The organism is Roseivirga sp. BDSF3-8 (assembly GCF_041449215.1).
In the GTDB taxonomy this organism is placed as follows: Bacteria; Bacteroidota; Bacteroidia; order Cytophagales; family Cyclobacteriaceae; genus JBGNFV01.
This window is the reverse complement of the sequence record NZ_JBGNFV010000001.1, coordinates 1,674,758-1,691,910: the sequence shown is the minus strand read 5'-3', so window position 1 is coordinate 1,691,910 and position 17,153 is coordinate 1,674,758. Positions and strand designations below refer to the sequence as shown.

Below are 17,153 nucleotides of genomic sequence, written 5' to 3'. Positions count from 1 at the left end.
CCTCCTGCTGTTGAGCAGGAGGCTTTTAAATTCTTAAGAGGATAAAATTAGTTGAATTTGTATCCTACAGAAACCTGTATCACACCATTTTTGATGTCAGCGGTTTCACCTTCTACATCTTCAAAAATGCTTGAAAGACCAAGGTCATAACCTGCTGTGATGTTCAGGCCGCTGGGAAGCTCATATCCAAGACCAGCATTCAAACCTAATGTAAGAGTTCTCAGGTCTTCTATGTCTTCTTCTTCGCTCTCGCCATCAGCCTCAGCTTTGTAAGTACCACCCAGGTTAAGTCCTAGTCTGGGGCCTACAAATACGTTAAAACCTTCAGCTACATAAATTCTTGCAAGAACAGGAACGTCGATGTAGCTCAGGTTTATTGACTCTTCTACAGTAGTACCGAATATTTCAGTCTCAGCAGAAGCACCTTTCAGAGAGAAAAGTACGTTAGGCTCAAGAACAACCATGTCGCTAAGAGCGAACTGTGCGAAACCACCTACGTGGAAGCCGATTTTAGAATCCAGGTCGCCTGCATCATCACCATTAAGGCTGGCAATGTTAACTCCACCTCTAAGACCGAAGCTAGCGTCCTGTGCGTTAGCGGTAGCCACAGCCATGAAAGCAATAGCTACTACAAGAAAGATCTTCTTCATGTTTAAAAACTAATTTGATTTTTGATGTTGCAAATCAATAGATAACCGAGGTGCCGTACAATTTTAAATTTCAGCAAAACTTACGGACGGTCAAATGCAGCAATATCCACTAATAATCGTTTAGTGTTTAAACAACTATAAAATAATCAATTATTAATCGAGGGATGATACTTTTATAATAAGCTGTAAACCAGTATGATGTATGATTTCATGTGAATTATTCAGTGAAGTAAAAAACGTTTGAGATGATTTCATCTTATTGATTTTATTGTCATTACATGAAGAAAAAAGACAAATAGCACATCATAAAATAAAAAAAGCCCCTCTTTCAAGGGGCTCTTACTTAAATATTATTACCTGGTTTTACAGGAGTAAAATCAGTAATAGAATAACAATTAATGCTGTACCACCGATATAAACACCGCCGCTAACAGCCTCAGCCTTCATGGCTTTTTCAATGTCTTTGACCTCTCTTCTTAGTTCACGTTTCTCTGACCTGTCAAGATCATCTTTGTCCATGGCCTTGATTTCAGTCAGGCGCTCGTTCCATTCAAAAAACTTTTCCTGGCTTTCTGCCGGCATGTCTTTGAATTTCTCTTTGTCGATAAATTCAGGCAATGCCTCCACCTTATCCTCAATAGTATTAGCCAATACCGGTGAAGCGAAAAGCATCAATGTGAAACATAGTGTAAAAAAATATTGAGCCGTTTTTTTCATGGTTCTAAATGTTTTATGAAAAGTCCCTCAATTAACCTGCGCTTGTCAAAAAATGTTATAGGTTATTCTGCTCTTGTTTTAATTTTTCTGAGAATATTTGCTTTAGTTTTTTCACCTTAGGGAGTATAACTGCCTGACAATAAGGCTGGCTAGTGTAATTGTTGTAATAATCCTGATGCGCGCCCTCCGCAGCATAAAAAGTTTCTAAGGGTGATATCTCCGTTACTATTGGTGCACCGAATATATCTTCCTCTTCCAGCTTTTGTTTATAATACACCGCCTTCTTACGTTGTTCTTCGGTGTGGTAGAAAACAGCAGAGCGGTATTGAGTACCTACATCGTATCCCTGCCTGTTAAGCGTGGTAGGGTCATGAGTTTTCCAGAATACTTCCAACAGCTCATCATAAGTGATTACTTCCGGGTCGTAGGTTAACTGGACTACCTCGGCGTGTCCGGTTACACCATTACATACCTCTCTGTAGGCCGGGTTCTTTATATGTCCGCCGGAATAACCTGATACAACCTTCTCTACACCCTTCAGGCGTTGAAATATAGCCTCAGTACACCAAAAGCATCCCGATCCAAATGTTGCCTTTTCCATTACTACCGTATTTCTGTTAGTTTCTTATTAAACGGACCGCAAATGATAGGGTTAATAAAGGGATGGTTTTCAAGCAGTAATGATCGGCGTTGAACGGTCATTTATGTAGATTTCAAGTGCTCCTAGGCAAACTATTTACGCTCGTAGTGGAACAGTTTTATTTGTAGGTTCAAATAATTTTGTATCTTAGCCTATCAAATCAGCTAGTATAATGCAGAAATATTTTTCAAAAAACCTCCGCTTTTTAAGAAAAAAGCAAAATCTCACCCAATTAGACCTTGCCGAATTTTTAGGCAAGACTAAAGGACTAATAAGTTGTTACGAAAAGGGTACCGCAGAGCCTGGCATGGATGTCCTGCTGCGAATTTCCCATAAGCTCGGAGTGAACCTTCACGACCTCTGCACTAAGGACTTGTCTACGGATGAGAAGTTCCTTACTCAGGGTGAGCTTACCCCTAATCTGGATGACTTCAAGGAAAGGCTAAGTTTAATAAAACAGAGAAACGCTAAGACAGATGTTAATGGGAGCTATAGTGAAGCTGTACATCTTTCAGAAGAAGTAATAGAGTTTCTTCAGAATATGGATAAGAGGCTTCTTGATGCCAGCTCCGAATTAGAAAGCGTATTAAACGCCCTTCGGAAGTAATCTTTTTCCAGGAATATTTATTTCTACTTTTCCGATTTTCCTCTCCCAGGAGGTACTGGGTCATACCCGTGTCCTCCCCAGGGGTGGCAGCGTGAGATACGCTTTATCGCCAGGATAGTACCCCTGCCAGGCCCATGAATCTTTATGGCTGTAAGGGCATACTGAGAACAGGTAGGAGTGTATCGGCAGCTTGCCGGAAAGTAAGGTGAAATACCATATTGATAAAATCGTATGGCTGCATTAAGCAGCCATACGATTAGTCTTTTGAGTAGGTGGAATAGCCTCATTCAGAAAAGTATCATTTGAAGTGCGGTTGCCTGATCATAGCAGCATAAGGCAAAATATCTTCTTCCTCGATACTTTCAAGCGGTTTGTGTACATTAAATGTCACCACAGGATTATAGCTGAATACATCCAGTACGCATATCTTGGTCACTTCTTTCAAACGGCCGCCACTATCTACATAAGATTGATAGCTTACCATGATATTCCTGGCGTTAAACCGTGGTTTCCCCTTCAGCTTTCTCACAGCTTTTTTTATCCTGCTGGCTGCTTCTGACTGCTCTAGAGAGTAAAACTTTTCAGGCTCGTTATACATCGTTTTGTAAAATTGACTCGGTAAGACCTCCTTGTTTTGTACTATGTTGCTTTAACGCCAAAGCCACCCCAAAAAATCCCACCCTTCCGAATTTTTCACATAAAAAAAGGAATGCACACAAGCGCATTCCTCCAGACTAATCTCTGTATCTGCTTATCGTTCAGTACCTTGTTGCTGGTAGGTGCTGGCATTATTGTCCCCTGTCCATAGATTATTTTCCTTGTTTATATCCGCCAGTCTTTCCGTAGGGTCTATTTCTATACTCTCAATCTGAGATTTAGGCTTATTGATAGAGATACTGTAATACGGATACACCCATGGCCAGTCCTCCAGGGTTGTCCGCTTCAGTCCCATGGTTTCGTTCTTCTCTCCACGCATTATCTGAAGAGGCATGTAAAACAGTTCTTTACTACCGTCAGTATAGGTAACCACTACATCAATAGGCATGGGCATTTTGCCAATACGCTCCAGTACAACCTCCGTTTTATTGCCGGCCTCGTTTACATCACTTATACCATAGTCTATCGAATTAGTGGTGGATAGCCAGTGCTCCAGGTACCAATCCAATACCATTCCGCTTTCCTTCTCCATCAGGCGGATAAAGTCATCGGGAGTAGGGTGCTTGAGCTTATAAGTATTAAAATACTTCTTGAAGGCCTCATCAAAGGTGTCTTTTCCTATTACATAACTAAGCTGGTGCAGGAATACATTGCCCTTTGAATAAGCATTCGTTCCGTATCCACGGTTAGTGCTATAATAGTCACTGGGTGTGCTCAGTGGCTCCTCTTCATCAGTACCCACTATATTAAAGTAACTGCGATAAGCCCCTGCATGAGGGTTGTTTCTCGAGCCAGTTAATAACTGATCCATAACCACATCTTCAGCAAAACTTGTGAACCCCTCATCCATCCAGGGGTACTTAGCTTCATTAGTAGCCAGTGCCATCTGGTACCAGCTATGGGCTATTTCATGTACAGCCACATTGACAAGGCTTTGGATCTGGCGCTCACCCGTAATCAGGGTAGCCATGGCATATTCCATGCCTCCGTCACCTCCCTGTATCACTGAGTATTTGTCCCATGGGTATTTCCCAAACTCCTTATTCATTATCTGAAACGTCTGCGTTACAGCCCCTTGTAGCACCTTCCAGTTTTGAGTGATGGTGTCATTTTCTGGCTGGTAAAAGAAGTGTACCTCCGGACCATCAGGCACCTGTACCACCTCGTGCGTGTAGTCAGGGTCAGCCGCCCAGGCAAAGTCATGTACATCAGGTGCTTTAAAATGCCAGGTCAGCTCCTTGCCCCTTCTTTTCACCTCGCCCTCAGCATATCCGTGGCCTACCTCATCAGGGTTTTGCAGGTACCCGCTTGCAGCCACCACATATTCAGAGTCCAGTGTGATCTTTACATCAAAATCACCCCAGACACCATGAAATTCCCGGGCTACATAAGGGTCAGGGTGCCAGCCCTGGTAGTCATATTCAGCCATTTTAGGGAACCACTGCGTCATGCTATACCGAATGCCTTCACTATTGTCTCTGCCAGACCGTCGAATCTGCTTAGGTACCTGCCCGGCAAAGTCCAGGGAAAAAGTAGCCTTCTTACCTGGCAGAATGGGCTTGGTCAGCGTTACCTCCAGCACCGTCCCTGATACTTCGCTCGTCAGCTTTTTGCCATTCATACTCAGAGAGGTCACATTCAGATATCCGTATTCATCCTCCTCCAGGTTATAGATACGATCCTGTACCCGGCGATCAGGATCTGGCAGGTTACGGCTGCGCACATCCATCATACTTCCCGGCTTAAATGCATTCGGGTATAGGTGGAAATATACATTGAATAGTGTGTCAGGGCTGTTATTGTAGTATTCGATCTTTTCAGAGCCCTCATACCGGTTCGTGTTTACATCCAGGGAAACATCGATATTGTATTCTGCACGCTGTTGCCAGTATGAGTCGCCAGCTGCCATGCTGGCAAAAGTAGACATCGCAAGCGCAAGCGCCGTTAGAAAAGTCTTATGCATCTCGACTTTATATTTTTTAGTAAGTAATAAGCAAAAAAACACTTCAAATTAGGGGAAAGTATCATGCTTTCAAATCCATTTACAAAAATGGACAGAATACAAAAAGGTTGGCTGGTCAAATGTTTTAGCGGAAATACAATAATTCTATCTTTGAAAGCAGGCACCGGAATTACCCCGGGCCATTTTGCGTTAGCAATGGAAGACACAGATTTAAATGAGTAAAGCAGCTACTATACTGGATCATTACGATCTGAGAAAAACAAAATGCCGGGAGGATGTACTGCGGTTTTTTATAAGTAATGCCGAATTAGCACTTTCCCAGCAGGAGATATTCTATCATCTGCAGCAGCACTACGATCGCGCTACACTCTACCGAACGCTAAAAGCATTTGATGAAAAGGGTATGATCCATCGTGTCAACCTCGCTGGGTCTGAAACCAAGTACGCGCTGGATCAGGCTGTACTAAAAGAGAAAGATCGTTTTCAAAGCCACATTCATTTTCAGTGTGAGAAATGTGAAAAAACTGTTTGCCTCTCAGAGTTTCCCATTTATGAGCCCTCACTTCCTGCAGGCTATGAGAAAACTAAAAGTGAATTTTTAATCACTGGTACCTGTAAAGAATGTAACTCAACAGCATAAAAGGAAAAAGGCCCTCACCGAGGGCCTTTTTCACAAATAAATTCCAAATCTATCTTAATTGATATAACAAATATAGTCTAGCTGCAATTGATATGCAATAATTTCAGGCAGTAATAAATCAGTTGACAGTGTAAAGTTTGTTTTAGGGCTGATATGTGACCCAAAATGAATTTTTTTAATTCAAAACTACTTTATACATTTGCAACAATGTCGCATTTATTTACGTACATTGTAAAAGACTTTCGGGTCTGAAGGGGATAGTAGCAGCCTCATGTTTGGCTATCAAGTGCTCACCCCGGAAACTATTTTATCATAGTTTCGGTAAGCATGCGACTTAATTGCAAACGCTATATGCAGAGAAAAGGACGTTCGGACATTATGGGAATAATCAGTTCAGGCTTGTGTATCATGCATTGTCTGGCATTCCCCGTTTTCCTTGCTGCCACTGGTAATTCAGCCGCCTGGCTTGAGCATTCCTTTCACGGGCTGGATTACCTATTCGTAATTCTTGCCCTCATCGCCATTTACTTTTCCACACGCAACCTGGATCGGCAGTGGCTTCAGTATGCCATGTGGTCATGCGGCCTTTTGTTTTCAGTTATGGTTGTTTTACATACATACGGTGCGGCATTCCGTGTGGTTGGCCTTTTCGCCTCACTTCTGCTGGTAGTGTTTCACCTGATCAATGTTTTCTGTTATCGCCGAAATAAAGCCTGTTTCAGATGAAGGTTGCGGGTAATGACTGCATAAGTCATTAACCAGTTCAGACACCTTCCTGGCTAATTCAGGTAATACGTCGTCAGGGTCGCGAAACTGCACATCCTGTACCTGCCAGTAATGCACCTTGTCAGTATATTCAGGAAAATAATGAGTTACCATCGGCCGATGTTCAGCCTCGTCCATAAATATCAGAGCCCGGTACCCTCCGAAGTCCTCCTGCTTTAGCTGAACCGGTTCCCGAACTACCTCAGGCCACGGAATATTCAGTGCATCCAGATAGGCCAGCGTATGCGGGGATATAGGTCCCGTATTACGTTTAATAAAAGCCTCAAGTCCTTTGCTATATGCTCTTAGCGAAAGCCCTTCTTGTTTGGCATAATGATTAAATAGTATCTCAGCCAGCCTGCTCCGGTAGTAATTGCCCGTACAAATGAATAATATATCGCCCATAGCCAAAATATTTTTCAAAAGGTAAGGACACTACCGGCAAATGCTAGGCAGCTAAATACGATTACCCTATCTATGTAATATAATTGTATTATTTACAGAGATGAAATGATTCAATAGTCATCGTCTTCATCCTCGTCGTCAAGGCCGGGAGCATCCATAGAGAACATGCTACTCAATAAATCCTTGAATTGAGTGCCTTTTAGTATTTGCTTTTTGCTTAATTGGCTATATTCTGATAAACCATGGAGCGCAAATTCCATGAGAAAATACCTGAAGTTTCCTTCCTCCTTTTTGTGTATTTCCTTTACCAGGTTAGAAAGGCCTGGGACAGACTCAAGCTTTTCATGATAAGTCTCCTCACTATCATCGTACATCAGATCCAGCACATTGCCTTCTCCAAACCACTCGACCACCTCCCGGTAAGGGTTCTTATCCTTTTGCTTTCTGAATTCATCCGGGTCCGGAAATAAAGTAGCAAAGCGTGTCCTGATTGCCTTACCAATGAGGTTATGCGCCACGATGCCTGCACCTTCCTGTTCACCCTCATATACCAGCTCTACCTTTCCGGTGATAGCCGGTACCACCCCATGAAAATCAGTAAGTCGCACATGCGTATTACCCTCATCATTTACCAGGCGCCTTCTTTCGGCAGCAGCTACCAGGTTTTCAAAAGCAGAAATGGTGAGCCTGGCCGATACCCCGCTTTTGGGGTCAACATATTCACTGTCACGGGCCTCTATAGCCACCTGCTCGATAAGGTCACGGGCCTCGTCAAACACAAAAACAGCCTCTTTTTGCTCTCCCTGCAGATTAGCCTCTTGCTCTGTGATCTTTCGGCTTATATCCAGGCTCATAGGATAGTGCGTTATGATCTGACTGTCAATACGGTCTTTCAGAGGAGTAACTATACTACCCCTGTTCGTATAGTCTTCAGGGTTGGCTGTAAATACAAACTGGATATCCAGGGGTAGACGCAGCTTAAATCCCCTGATCTGCATGTCACCCTCCTGAAGTATATTAAAAAGGGCTACCTGTATCCTCGCCTGAAGGTCAGGTAGCTCATTTATTACAAATATCCCTCTGTGAGAGCGTGGGATAAGGCCATAATGCAGTACCCTTTCATCAGAATAAGGCAGCTTAAGTGTGGCTGCTTTTATAGGATCCACATCACCCACCAGGTCCGCCACACTAACATCCGGGGTGGCAAGCTTCTCCGTATACCTGTCGCTGCGGTGCAGCCAGCTTACAGGAGCATCATCACCCATCTCCTTCACCATGTCATGTCCATGACGACTCAGAGGTTGCATAGGATCATCATTGAGCTCTGAGCCCTTCAGCACGGGGATGTATTCATCCAGCAAATGCGTCATCATGCGGGCTATCCGCGTTTTGGCCTGGCCACGCAGTCCCAGCAGGTTCATGTTGTGCATGCTGAGTATGGCGCGTTGTATATCAGGTATTACCGTATCTTCATATCCCCAGATGCCCTCAAATACATTTTCTTTTTTTCGCAGTTTCTCTACCAGGTTGTCCCGGAGTTCCTTTTTAATTGACCGGGGCGAGTAGCCTGTGGCCTTTAGCTGACCCAGCGTATTGATCCTGTGCAGTTGGTCGGCATTCAGATCCTTATATTCTGTCATAAAATGAATTGGCTCTTAGCGGTGTGAAATGTGTTAAAAGTTCTTTCGGCGGTTTCGTCGGTAGTCTTCAAAAATCAGGTCGCCCAGGCCTTTAAGGCTGCTATAGTAAGCATTTCCATTGTTTACCTCTGTAAACTCCTGCACAAATTGCTTTAGATAGGGGTCGCTGGCGATCATAAACGTAGTAACTGGAATATCTAGTCTGCGGCACTGTGCAGCCAGATTCAGCGTCTTATTAAGTATTTTCTTATCCAGGCCGAAGCTGTTTTTGTAGTACTTAATACCCACTTTCAGACAGGTAGGCTTCCCGTCCGTGATCATGAATATTTGCTTGTTCGGGTTCTTCCGTCTTCTCAGCAAGTCCATTGCCAGCTCAAGCCCTGCCACCGTATTCGTATGGTAAGGGCCCACCTGCAGGTAGGGAAGATCTTTGATCTCTATTTGCCAGGCATCGTTTCCAAATACAATAATATCCAGGGTATCCTTCTTATATTTCTGAAGAATCAGCTCCGATAGTGCCATTGCCACTTTCTTGGCAGGAGTAATGCGATCTTCCCCGTAAAGTATCATCGAGTGACTGATGTCGATCATCAGTACAGTGCTCGTCTGCGTTTTGTATTCATTCTCCATCACTTCCAGGTCATCCTCCGTTATCCGGAAGTCACCCAGCCCGTGGTTAATCTGAGCATTTCGCAGCGAGTCTGTCATAGATATCTGATTCAGCGTATCGCCAAATCGATATTCCCTTCGGTCTGTGTTTGTTTCATCACCAGAGCCGCTGTAAAATGTTTTATGCTGGCCTTTCCCTGACTTTTTTAGCTTGCCAAATATCTCCTCCAGGGCACTCCTGCGTATGGTTTGTTCACTTTTGCCGGTAATCTCAAAGCGACCCTCCGGATTTTCATCCGTAATATATCCTTTACCCTTAAGGTCATCGATAAAGTTGCCCATGCCGTACTCATCAGACGTGATATTGTACTGTTTGTCCAGGTTATTTAGCCAGGCAAGGGCTTCGGACACATCACCGCCGGTAATGGTCACCAGTTGAAGAAATATTTTCAGAAGACTCTCGAAGTCCGCATTCTGACCCGATTCTTCAGGAACGAACTCACTAAACCTGTATCCTAACATACTCCTTTGAACGATATTCGGTGTCCTTTGTTACCCCCGCTTTTAACTACCTGACCCGCAGCCCTTATTTTTCCATTTGAAGATTTTGAATTAAAAGCTGAATAAAATATAGGAAATCGCCATAAAGTAAATGGATGTAATAAATGGATATTTTCCGAACGGGTGGAATCATCTGTCAGGCTTACTTTTGTTAATGTGATTCGGGATGTTGATAGCGAGGAATGGTTGAGCCGGATCATATTAATAAAACTGATTCACTGGCTATTTAAATTAAGATCATTATGAGGAAGTTTATCGTATTCGCGGGGATTATCGGATTGTTTGCAGTTTCTTCTTGCTCTTTCAAAACTTGTCCCACCTACACAAAACAAAATGTAGAGCCTGTAACTGAGACTTCGCAGGAGCGCGTTTAAAAAATATTATTGTACACTCAAAGTAGTGTATCCGGTATCTATTTTTTGCTGGTATTCTGATGGATAGAGACGGACGCAGCATCAGGCTCAGTCTCGTTTCTTGATTGGTAGTACATGCGTCTCACCCCCTTGTGAGCGTACGTAGTAGTCACACTGACCGTCCTTACCATTCCTCGTCTGTCCATCATAATCGCATTATCTGGATCACGGGTACCTTCATCGTAGTGAAAGGTGCGGGCCGTCCGCACCATATATCTTTCACTATCCTCATTTTCGGAAAGGTTATGGATTGCCGGTATCCACTCTGCCTCATACCAGGCTTCAAACCAGCTTTCCCTTTCCATCCGGATATCTGCCGGGTATAATGGCACAGAAGACCATATTTTGGGCTTATCCAATGCAAAACCTGATGCATGCATAGTCTGACCATCCCATACGTATACGTTACCCTCCGGCTCTTCTATTGATACTATCGTGAAAGGCTCTATTCCCTCAAACCGGTACTCATGGGTAAAGGCAAGGCTGTTACTGTGCTGTAACGCGTCAATCATTACCAGTCCCCGGCTCTTCTTATAAGGAGGGTTTCGTTCATGAGGCTCAAAAGCCCCGTTAAGTACACACATAGTTCGCCCCTTTGCTGACAGCCCTATCCACGTACCTCCCGCTTCCATATCTTTCGGATACACTGTTGCCTCATTATCCAAAAAGTGAGGAAATGTAGCTGGCCTTCTCAGCGGAGATTCATCACGGCTTTGCGTGAGTATGTAGCCCCCCTTCAGAGGTAGGTAAGTTATAGTACACACAGTCCTGTTTACGTAGAGTTAATACTACGGTTGCTGCGCGGAAGGCTCATACGTAAAAGTAAGTGGATCCGGATACTCAAACGTATAGGTAAGCTCATCCCTTAATTTATCCCCGTTTACCACCTTATAATCCGACCGGCCGTCAGCATTAAATTCCGGTTTTTCAAATCCGAACTGCTCGCTGTTCCGCAAGTAAACCTCCTTTCGGGTCGGGTGCTCCGGAGCTACTGCATTAAATGTGCCGGGAAAGCAGCAATCACCTTCACAGAACTTTGCCAGTATGTTTACCAGGTCCCTCCGGTGGATATAGTTCACCGGTACCTGCCCCGTAGTAAGGCCCTTCTTGCCGGTAAAGTACTTACCCGGAATCCGGTTTGCCCCCATCAGCCCCGCACTTCTGAGTATAATGCTTCGTTCAGGAAAGGCGTTACGCCAGGCCTCCTCCGCCCGGTATAGCACTTGCGATCTGTCGTCTGTAGCAGTGGGTGTCTCCTCCGTGACCTTACCATTCGTGTCAGGGTATACCCCTGTACTGCTTATCATAACTACCTGTCGGGCCTTATCCTTAAGCGCCTGCCTGGCAGCTCTGGTCATGGCCTCTACATAATCATCCCCCGCCACACCCTTCCGTAATGAAGGAGGTACGGAGACAATAAGGATATCACAATCATAAAACCCACTGCTGTCAGCAGGTGGGTTATGGATATCCAATAAGTAAGGTTCAATACCTTTGGCAGAAAGCAACTGTATCTTTTCAGACGAGGTAGTGCTGCCTCTGACAAAGTAGCCCCGGCTTATAAGTAATTCAGCCAGAGGTAGGCCTACCCAGCCACACCCCAGTATGCTTACTGTCTTTTTATAGTTAGTTGGTTCATGCATAATAAAAAAAACCACCGCTGGGGTGGTTTTGATTTTATTTATTCTTTTTAGGCAAAGTGCCAAATACATAGTCCCAGAGAGGAGTACTTACACCAAATGCCCGGTCCGGATCTTTATAATGGTGAATGCCATGGTTGATCCAGAGTATTTTTAGGAAGTTTTTTGGGGGCTGGAAGGCGTGAACTGAATAATGCACACCCAGATACATGGCATAACCTACCAGAAAACCAGGGAGAAACGCAAATACAAAGTCACCTATAAAGTAGTGTAACACAAAGAAGAGGGCTGCACTGATGGTACCACTAAGGAGGGGCGGCATAGCCAGGCGATCCTTATCTCTTGGGTATTCGTGGTGTACACCATGAAACTTATACTGGATCATTTCTTTGCGTGGAGTGTCAGTAAGCATGTGGAATACATACCTGTGCACCTGATATTCGATAAACGTAAATATAAGTAACCCAGCCAGAAATATGCCTATAACCAAAACCGGGCTAAGAGAGGTAGCCGTAAATGCGTGATAGAGCATCCATGTAGAGAAACCACCAAAAATAAGCAGAGGGATAGAAATATGAGTCCGTGATAGCTGCTCCAATAAGGGGTTATTGAACAGCTGCTTACTCCCCTTATTACTTGGTTTGATTTTTTTATGTAAGTCTGTTTGTGCCATGTTTACCAGCTAGAGAATCGAGTTCAAATTTAAAAAATTGATCCGGTTAAAAAAGATATTTTAAAAACATCCGGTCAGCTACATTCACTACTGGCCATATTCCGGGGTTAAACGGCCGCCACCTGCCCTGTAACATCTTCAAAAACGCGGCGATACATTTCTTCATACAAAGGTAGCACATTCTGAACATCAAACTCTTTCGCCCTTTCCAGTGCGTTGTGCTTAAACGTGTCCAGGTTGGCATCGTCCAGTATAAAAAGGGCTTTTTCGGTCATGTCATCTATGTCACCTACTGCGCAGGCAAAGCCAGTTACACCATGAATATTGAGCTCCGGCAGCCCCCCGGCATTTGATGATATTACCGGCACTTCACACGCCATGGCTTCTAATGCCGCCAGGCCAAAACTTTCTTTTTCACTGGGCATAATAAATAAGTCAGCCACCGAAAGTACCTCCTCCACCGCCTCCAGTTTGCCCAGAAAGCGTACGTCCTGGCAAGTGCCCATCTCACGGCAGAGTTTTTCTATCCGTGGACGCTCAGGGCCATCCCCCACCATCAGCAGTTTTACCGGCATTTGTTGCCGGATGTGATAAAAGATGCGGATCACATCATCTACCCTTTTCACTTTCCTGAAGTTAGAGGTGTGCACTATAAGCTTTTCACCCTCCGGACATATAGCCGTTTTAAAATGATCTTTCTTCTGTTTTTTAAAGCGATTCAGATCAATAAAGTTAGGGATTACATCAATATCTTTAGTGATATTAAAGTGGCGGTAGGTGTCCTCTTTGAGGTCTTTTGATACGGCACTGATGCCATCACTCTGGTTTATGCTGAATGTTACCACCGGTGCGTATGATGGGTCCTTGCCCACCAGCGTAATATCCGTACCGTGCAGGGTCGTCACCACGGGTATTTTTATGCCGTGGGTAAGAAGAATCTGTTTGGCCATATAGGCCGCAGAAGCATGCGGTATCGCATAATGTACATGTAGCAGTTCCAGGTTTTCGTGGCGCACCACATCCACCATCTTGCTCGCAAGGGCCAACTCATAAGGAGCATATTCAAAAAGCGGATAACTGCGAATATCCACTTCGTGGTAGAATAAATTTTCGTTAAAAAAGTCAAGTCGTGTCGGCTGAGAGTAAGTGATGAAGTGGACCAGATGTCCCTCTTTTGCCAACGCCTTACCCAACTCGGTGGCTACTACACCACTTCCGCCAAAGGTCGGGTAACAAACGATGCCTATTTTCATTGTACATTATTTTCCCGGAGCATTTCGTAGCTCATCATGGATTCATAGATCACATCCTGGATTCTAGTACGGATATTCTCCTTGATAAGTTTTGTATTGGTGGCATCAGGGTATATCCGGTTAGATAAAAATACATAGATAAGCCCATGCTGCGGGTCAGCCCAGGCGGCAGTGCCCGTAAAGCCGGTGTGGCCAAAGGTGGCCGGAGAAGCGTACCGCCCCGTAGGACCATCATCCGTTTCCAGGTTAGGTTTGTCCCACCCAAGTCCGCGGCGGTTATCCTCTTTCTGCTTTTTCGAAAACTCCTCAATAGTGGCACCGCTCAGGTAATTTACCCCTCCGTACATGCCACCCTGCAGGTTCATCTGCATCAGTATAGCCAGATCCATCGCGTTGCTGAACAGGCCCGCATGGCCGGCCACGCCCCCTATCATAGCCGCTCCCTGGTCATGTACAAAGCCTCTTACCAGCGTATTGCGGAAATAAGTATCATTTTCAGTAGGAGCTATTCGCTCTACAGGCATTTTACATAATGGCTGATAAGTAAGAGTACTCAGGCCAAGAGGGTTATAAAAGTTTTGCTCAAGAAAGCTCTCCATCGGCTGGTTAAGCTCCCTTTCCACGATCTTTTTCATCATGTAGTAACCCAGGTCACTATAGCGGTACGTATAAGATTTAGTCTTTCGGTCCTTGGGCAGAAGGTCAGATTTTATCGTCCACTCATATACAGAATCCTCCAAACTGGTAGAAGCGTATATGCCATTGCTGACCGCTTTTGGAAAACGCTCATTAGGGTAGATGCTATAAAATCCTGGCTTGGGCCCGAAGTTGTCTACCGTTTCCTTCCAGTAAGGAATATAAGGCTGTAGCCCTGCCTGGTGTATCAGCACATCCCTTAGCCGCGTATTGCGCTTATTGGTTTTTTTAAGCTCAGGCAGGTAGTGGCTAAGCTTCTTGTCCGTATCCAGGCGGTCACGGCCGTGCAGAAACATCATTGCCTGCAATGTGCCCGCTACCTTAGTGATAGAGGCCAGGTCATATACCGTAGCATTCGTTACCGGGTTCAGCCGCTCATAAGTCAGGTGCCCGTAAGCTTTTTGATGCACTACTTTGCCATTCCGGATGATCACTATCTGGCAGCCGGGCATAGCCCCCATTTCAATACCCTCTTCCACGATATGGTCGATGTTCTTAAGTACGGCCGAATTCATGCCAGCGTCTTCCGGCATACTGAATCCTATCCGGCCTATCGGGTCAGTCATTTGCCCCTGGTTCACTTCAGCATATTCACTCGCAGTCACCGGCAGGACCCCTCGTGCGGGTAAGGCTCCGAATATAACCTGTGGCACAATACTGAGAGTATAAGGGTTGTCTTCGTAAGCACAGATGAGGTGATCAAACGTATCGAATTGCTCCAGTGCGTAGGGATTACCGAAAGTGGCCAGTATCACCTTCGTTTCCTTACCCAGTTGCCTCAGGAAAAAGATGTCAGCAGAATCCAGCCCGTAATTTTGCCTGCGTGAGTTCCGCATGTCCCGTAATCCTACAACTACAGTTTCATATTGAGACAGCTGCTCAAACAGCGAGGTATACGCCTCCATATCGTCCCCTCCCTTCTTCATATGGTAATGAGTAAAAGGAGCATATTTACCTAACGTCTCCTGGAAGATATTTTCCTCATCACCTCCTACCGTAAGGCTCGCAAAAGTCAGCGTGTCCAGGTGAGTAACAGGCAGAAAATTATTACGGTCTCTTACAAGTGTAATAGACTCCTCCAGCAACTTCTGCTTCAAAAGGTATGCTTCAGGAGTATTGAGTCTTTCTAAAAGGCCCTGAGTCTCTATGAGCTTATAAGGCCTATGCAGGCCGGCCCAGTATTTTGCTGCCAGCACCTTTTTCACGCTCTTGTTAAACTCTTTTCGGTTTACCGTGCCACGGCGTAGTCCCGTCTTGATCTTTTTAATAGCATCAGGCACATCCTCCACAAGTAACAGCACATCGTTGCCCGCTTGTAATGCCTTAAGGGCTACCTCCCCCGGCTTAAAGTATTTGGCAACCCCTTTCATGTTGAGCGCATCCGAGAACACCAGACCGTCGAAGCCAAGCTCCTCCTTTAGCAGGCCCTTAATAATCTTTGGGCTCAAAGTGCTGGCCTGGTTAGGTGTGGCATCAAGGGACGGGATATATAAATGAGCCACCATTACACTCATGATACCCTCATCAAATAACTCCCGGAAAGGGTACAGCTCCAGGCTGTCAAGCCGCTGACGGCTACTTCGAATCACAGGCAAAGTCAGGTGTGAATCAGAATTAGTATCTCCATGACCGGGAAAATGCTTGGCCGTAGCGATAATACCATTATCCTGCAGGCCACGCATATAAGCCCCGGCCAGGCGGGCCACCTTGTATTTATTTTCGCCAAATGAACGGTAGTTAATAACCGGGTTTTCCCGGTTGCTATTAATGTCCACTACCGGGGCAAAGTTGACATGAACACCTAGCTCCTCGCATTGCCGGGCCACTTCCGCACCCATTTTATAGACCGGGCTTTCATCACGTAATGCACCCAGGGTCATCTGGTTGGGGTAACCGATAGTGCTGTCCAGCCTCATTCCCAGCCCGTACTCCAGGTCCATGCTGATCATAATAGGGGTCGCGGCAGCCAGTTGATATCGGTTGGTAAGTTTTGCTTGTGAGATCGGATCACCTTGAAAAAAACAAATTCCTCCTATATTGTAGGTGCGTACCAGGCTCTCGATTTCCTGGTAGTGAGACTCAGACCGGTTAGAATAGCCGGCCACTGTAATCAACTGGGCAATTCGCTGGTCATCACTCAGCTCATTGAATACACTGTCCACCCAGCCGTTTTGTCTGGCAGTATCGGTATTTTCAGCATCATTAGCTGGAAAGATAAAGGCGGAGAGGAATGCCACTAACAACACCAGCAACACACAAACTTTTTTCAACATACAGGCGTTTCCAATTTACCGTCTAACGAATATGGTTTAAATTTGTAACGATCGAATTTAAAAAAAATGTTAAAATTTCCCTTTCAGGGCCGCCTTCCTAGAAATCAACGGTTTAATATTGATCCCAGGTTCTATGATCCTGTAAAAGAGGATATTCATAAGCGTAAGATGGAGATTAAACGCGAATTAGAACAGAAAAAATCCCCGGATCAATACAGGGAAAGTATTATTGAAGATAGTTTTCGCCAAAGAGCAAGAGAAAACAGGAAGACCAGCACCCTTCAGATCGTTTTGATGGTGACCCTTTTGGTTTTCGCCGTTCTTTACTTGTATTTTTAAGCAAAATTTGTG

18 protein-coding genes are annotated in these 17,153 nt (G+C 44.9%); 4 read left to right on the top strand and 14 right to left on the bottom strand.

Annotated features, from left to right (window positions below):
* Positions 1–47: 47 nt before the first annotated feature.
* The 3 genes from AB9P05_RS06775 to msrA all read right to left on the bottom strand — a co-directional run bounded on the left by AB9P05_RS06775 (position 48) and on the right by msrA (position 1,968).
* Positions 48–650, bottom strand: coding sequence for a porin family protein (locus AB9P05_RS06775; RefSeq protein ID WP_371908057.1), 603 nt, complete (start codon positions 648–650; stop codon positions 48–50).
* 363 nt (positions 651–1,013) lie between these two features.
* Entirely contained in the window at positions 1,014–1,367 is a 354-nt protein-coding gene (locus tag AB9P05_RS06770; protein ID WP_371908056.1) for a hypothetical protein, read from the bottom strand.
* A 55-nt stretch (positions 1,368–1,422) separates the two neighbouring features.
* On the bottom strand, positions 1,423–1,968 hold the full coding sequence (gene msrA / locus AB9P05_RS06765; RefSeq protein WP_371908055.1) for a peptide-methionine (S)-S-oxide reductase MsrA: 546 nt from the start codon (positions 1,966–1,968) through the stop codon (positions 1,423–1,425).
* A 211-nt stretch (positions 1,969–2,179) separates the two neighbouring features.
* On the opposite strand from msrA, the gene AB9P05_RS06760 reads away from it, so the two are divergent.
* Positions 2,180–2,614 carry a helix-turn-helix domain-containing protein gene (locus AB9P05_RS06760; RefSeq protein ID WP_371908054.1) on the top strand — a complete coding sequence of 145 codons (435 nt, stop codon included), beginning with the start codon at positions 2,180–2,182 and terminating at the stop codon, positions 2,612–2,614.
* Between the two features lie 23 nt (positions 2,615–2,637).
* On the opposite strand, the gene yidD is transcribed toward AB9P05_RS06760, so the two are convergent.
* The 3 genes from yidD to AB9P05_RS06745 form a co-directional block, all read right to left on the bottom strand.
* Complete coding sequence (gene yidD, locus AB9P05_RS06755; protein WP_371908053.1) at positions 2,638–2,901, bottom strand: membrane protein insertion efficiency factor YidD; 264 nt, start codon at positions 2,899–2,901, stop codon at positions 2,638–2,640.
* Between the two features lie 11 nt (positions 2,902–2,912).
* On the bottom strand, positions 2,913–3,212 hold the full coding sequence (locus tag AB9P05_RS06750; protein ID WP_371908052.1) for a hypothetical protein: 300 nt from the start codon (positions 3,210–3,212) through the stop codon (positions 2,913–2,915).
* A gap of 153 nt (positions 3,213–3,365) precedes the next feature.
* Positions 3,366–5,234 carry a M1 family metallopeptidase gene (locus AB9P05_RS06745; protein ID WP_371908051.1) on the bottom strand — a complete coding sequence of 623 codons (1,869 nt, stop codon included), beginning with the start codon at positions 5,232–5,234 and terminating at the stop codon, positions 3,366–3,368.
* 214 nt (positions 5,235–5,448) lie between these two features.
* On the opposite strand from AB9P05_RS06745, the gene AB9P05_RS06740 reads away from it, so the two are divergent.
* A complete protein-coding gene (locus AB9P05_RS06740; RefSeq protein WP_371908050.1) occupies positions 5,449–5,874 on the top strand; it encodes a Fur family transcriptional regulator in 426 nt (141 codons plus the stop codon).
* Between the two features lie 327 nt (positions 5,875–6,201).
* Entirely contained in the window at positions 6,202–6,600 is a 399-nt protein-coding gene (locus tag AB9P05_RS06735) for a MerC domain-containing protein (protein ID WP_371908049.1), read from the top strand.
* Here AB9P05_RS06735 and AB9P05_RS06730 read toward each other — a convergent pair.
* From AB9P05_RS06730 to AB9P05_RS06695, 8 genes are all read right to left on the bottom strand, one after another.
* Positions 6,529–7,044: a hypothetical protein gene (locus AB9P05_RS06730; protein WP_371908048.1), complete on the bottom strand. Its 516-nt coding sequence runs from the start codon at positions 7,042–7,044 to the stop codon at positions 6,529–6,531. The two genes, AB9P05_RS06735 and AB9P05_RS06730, sit on opposite strands and share 72 nt — an antisense overlap.
* Before the next feature lie 110 nt (positions 7,045–7,154).
* On the bottom strand, positions 7,155–8,684 hold the full coding sequence (locus AB9P05_RS06725) for a magnesium chelatase (RefSeq protein ID WP_371908047.1): 1,530 nt from the start codon (positions 8,682–8,684) through the stop codon (positions 7,155–7,157).
* Positions 8,685–8,717: 33 nt separating this feature from the next.
* On the bottom strand, positions 8,718–9,815 hold the full coding sequence (locus AB9P05_RS06720) for a VWA domain-containing protein (RefSeq protein ID WP_371908046.1): 1,098 nt from the start codon (positions 9,813–9,815) through the stop codon (positions 8,718–8,720).
* Positions 9,816–10,266: 451 nt separating this feature from the next.
* Positions 10,267–11,031 carry an NRDE family protein gene (locus tag AB9P05_RS06715; protein WP_371908045.1) on the bottom strand — a complete coding sequence of 255 codons (765 nt, stop codon included), beginning with the start codon at positions 11,029–11,031 and terminating at the stop codon, positions 10,267–10,269.
* Between the two features lie 24 nt (positions 11,032–11,055).
* Positions 11,056–11,910: an SDR family oxidoreductase gene (locus tag AB9P05_RS06710; protein WP_371908044.1), complete on the bottom strand. Its 855-nt coding sequence runs from the start codon at positions 11,908–11,910 to the stop codon at positions 11,056–11,058.
* 34 nt (positions 11,911–11,944) lie between these two features.
* Positions 11,945–12,580: a sterol desaturase family protein gene (locus tag AB9P05_RS06705; RefSeq protein ID WP_371908043.1), complete on the bottom strand. Its 636-nt coding sequence runs from the start codon at positions 12,578–12,580 to the stop codon at positions 11,945–11,947.
* A gap of 107 nt (positions 12,581–12,687) precedes the next feature.
* Positions 12,688–13,833, bottom strand: a complete 1,146-nt coding sequence (gene bshA, locus AB9P05_RS06700) for an N-acetyl-alpha-D-glucosaminyl L-malate synthase BshA (RefSeq protein ID WP_371908042.1) — start codon at positions 13,831–13,833, stop codon at positions 12,688–12,690.
* The gene (locus AB9P05_RS06695) at positions 13,830–16,802 is read right to left on the bottom strand and encodes a glycoside hydrolase family 3 N-terminal domain-containing protein (protein ID WP_371908041.1); all 2,973 of its coding nucleotides are present in this window, start codon (positions 16,800–16,802) and stop codon (positions 13,830–13,832) included. The genes bshA and AB9P05_RS06695 overlap by 4 nt, the downstream gene beginning before the upstream one ends.
* Before the next feature lie 66 nt (positions 16,803–16,868).
* On the opposite strand from AB9P05_RS06695, the gene AB9P05_RS06690 reads away from it, so the two are divergent.
* Positions 16,869–17,141 carry a hypothetical protein gene (locus tag AB9P05_RS06690; protein WP_371908040.1) on the top strand — a complete coding sequence of 91 codons (273 nt, stop codon included), beginning with the start codon at positions 16,869–16,871 and terminating at the stop codon, positions 17,139–17,141.
* Positions 17,142–17,153 lie beyond the last annotated feature (12 nt).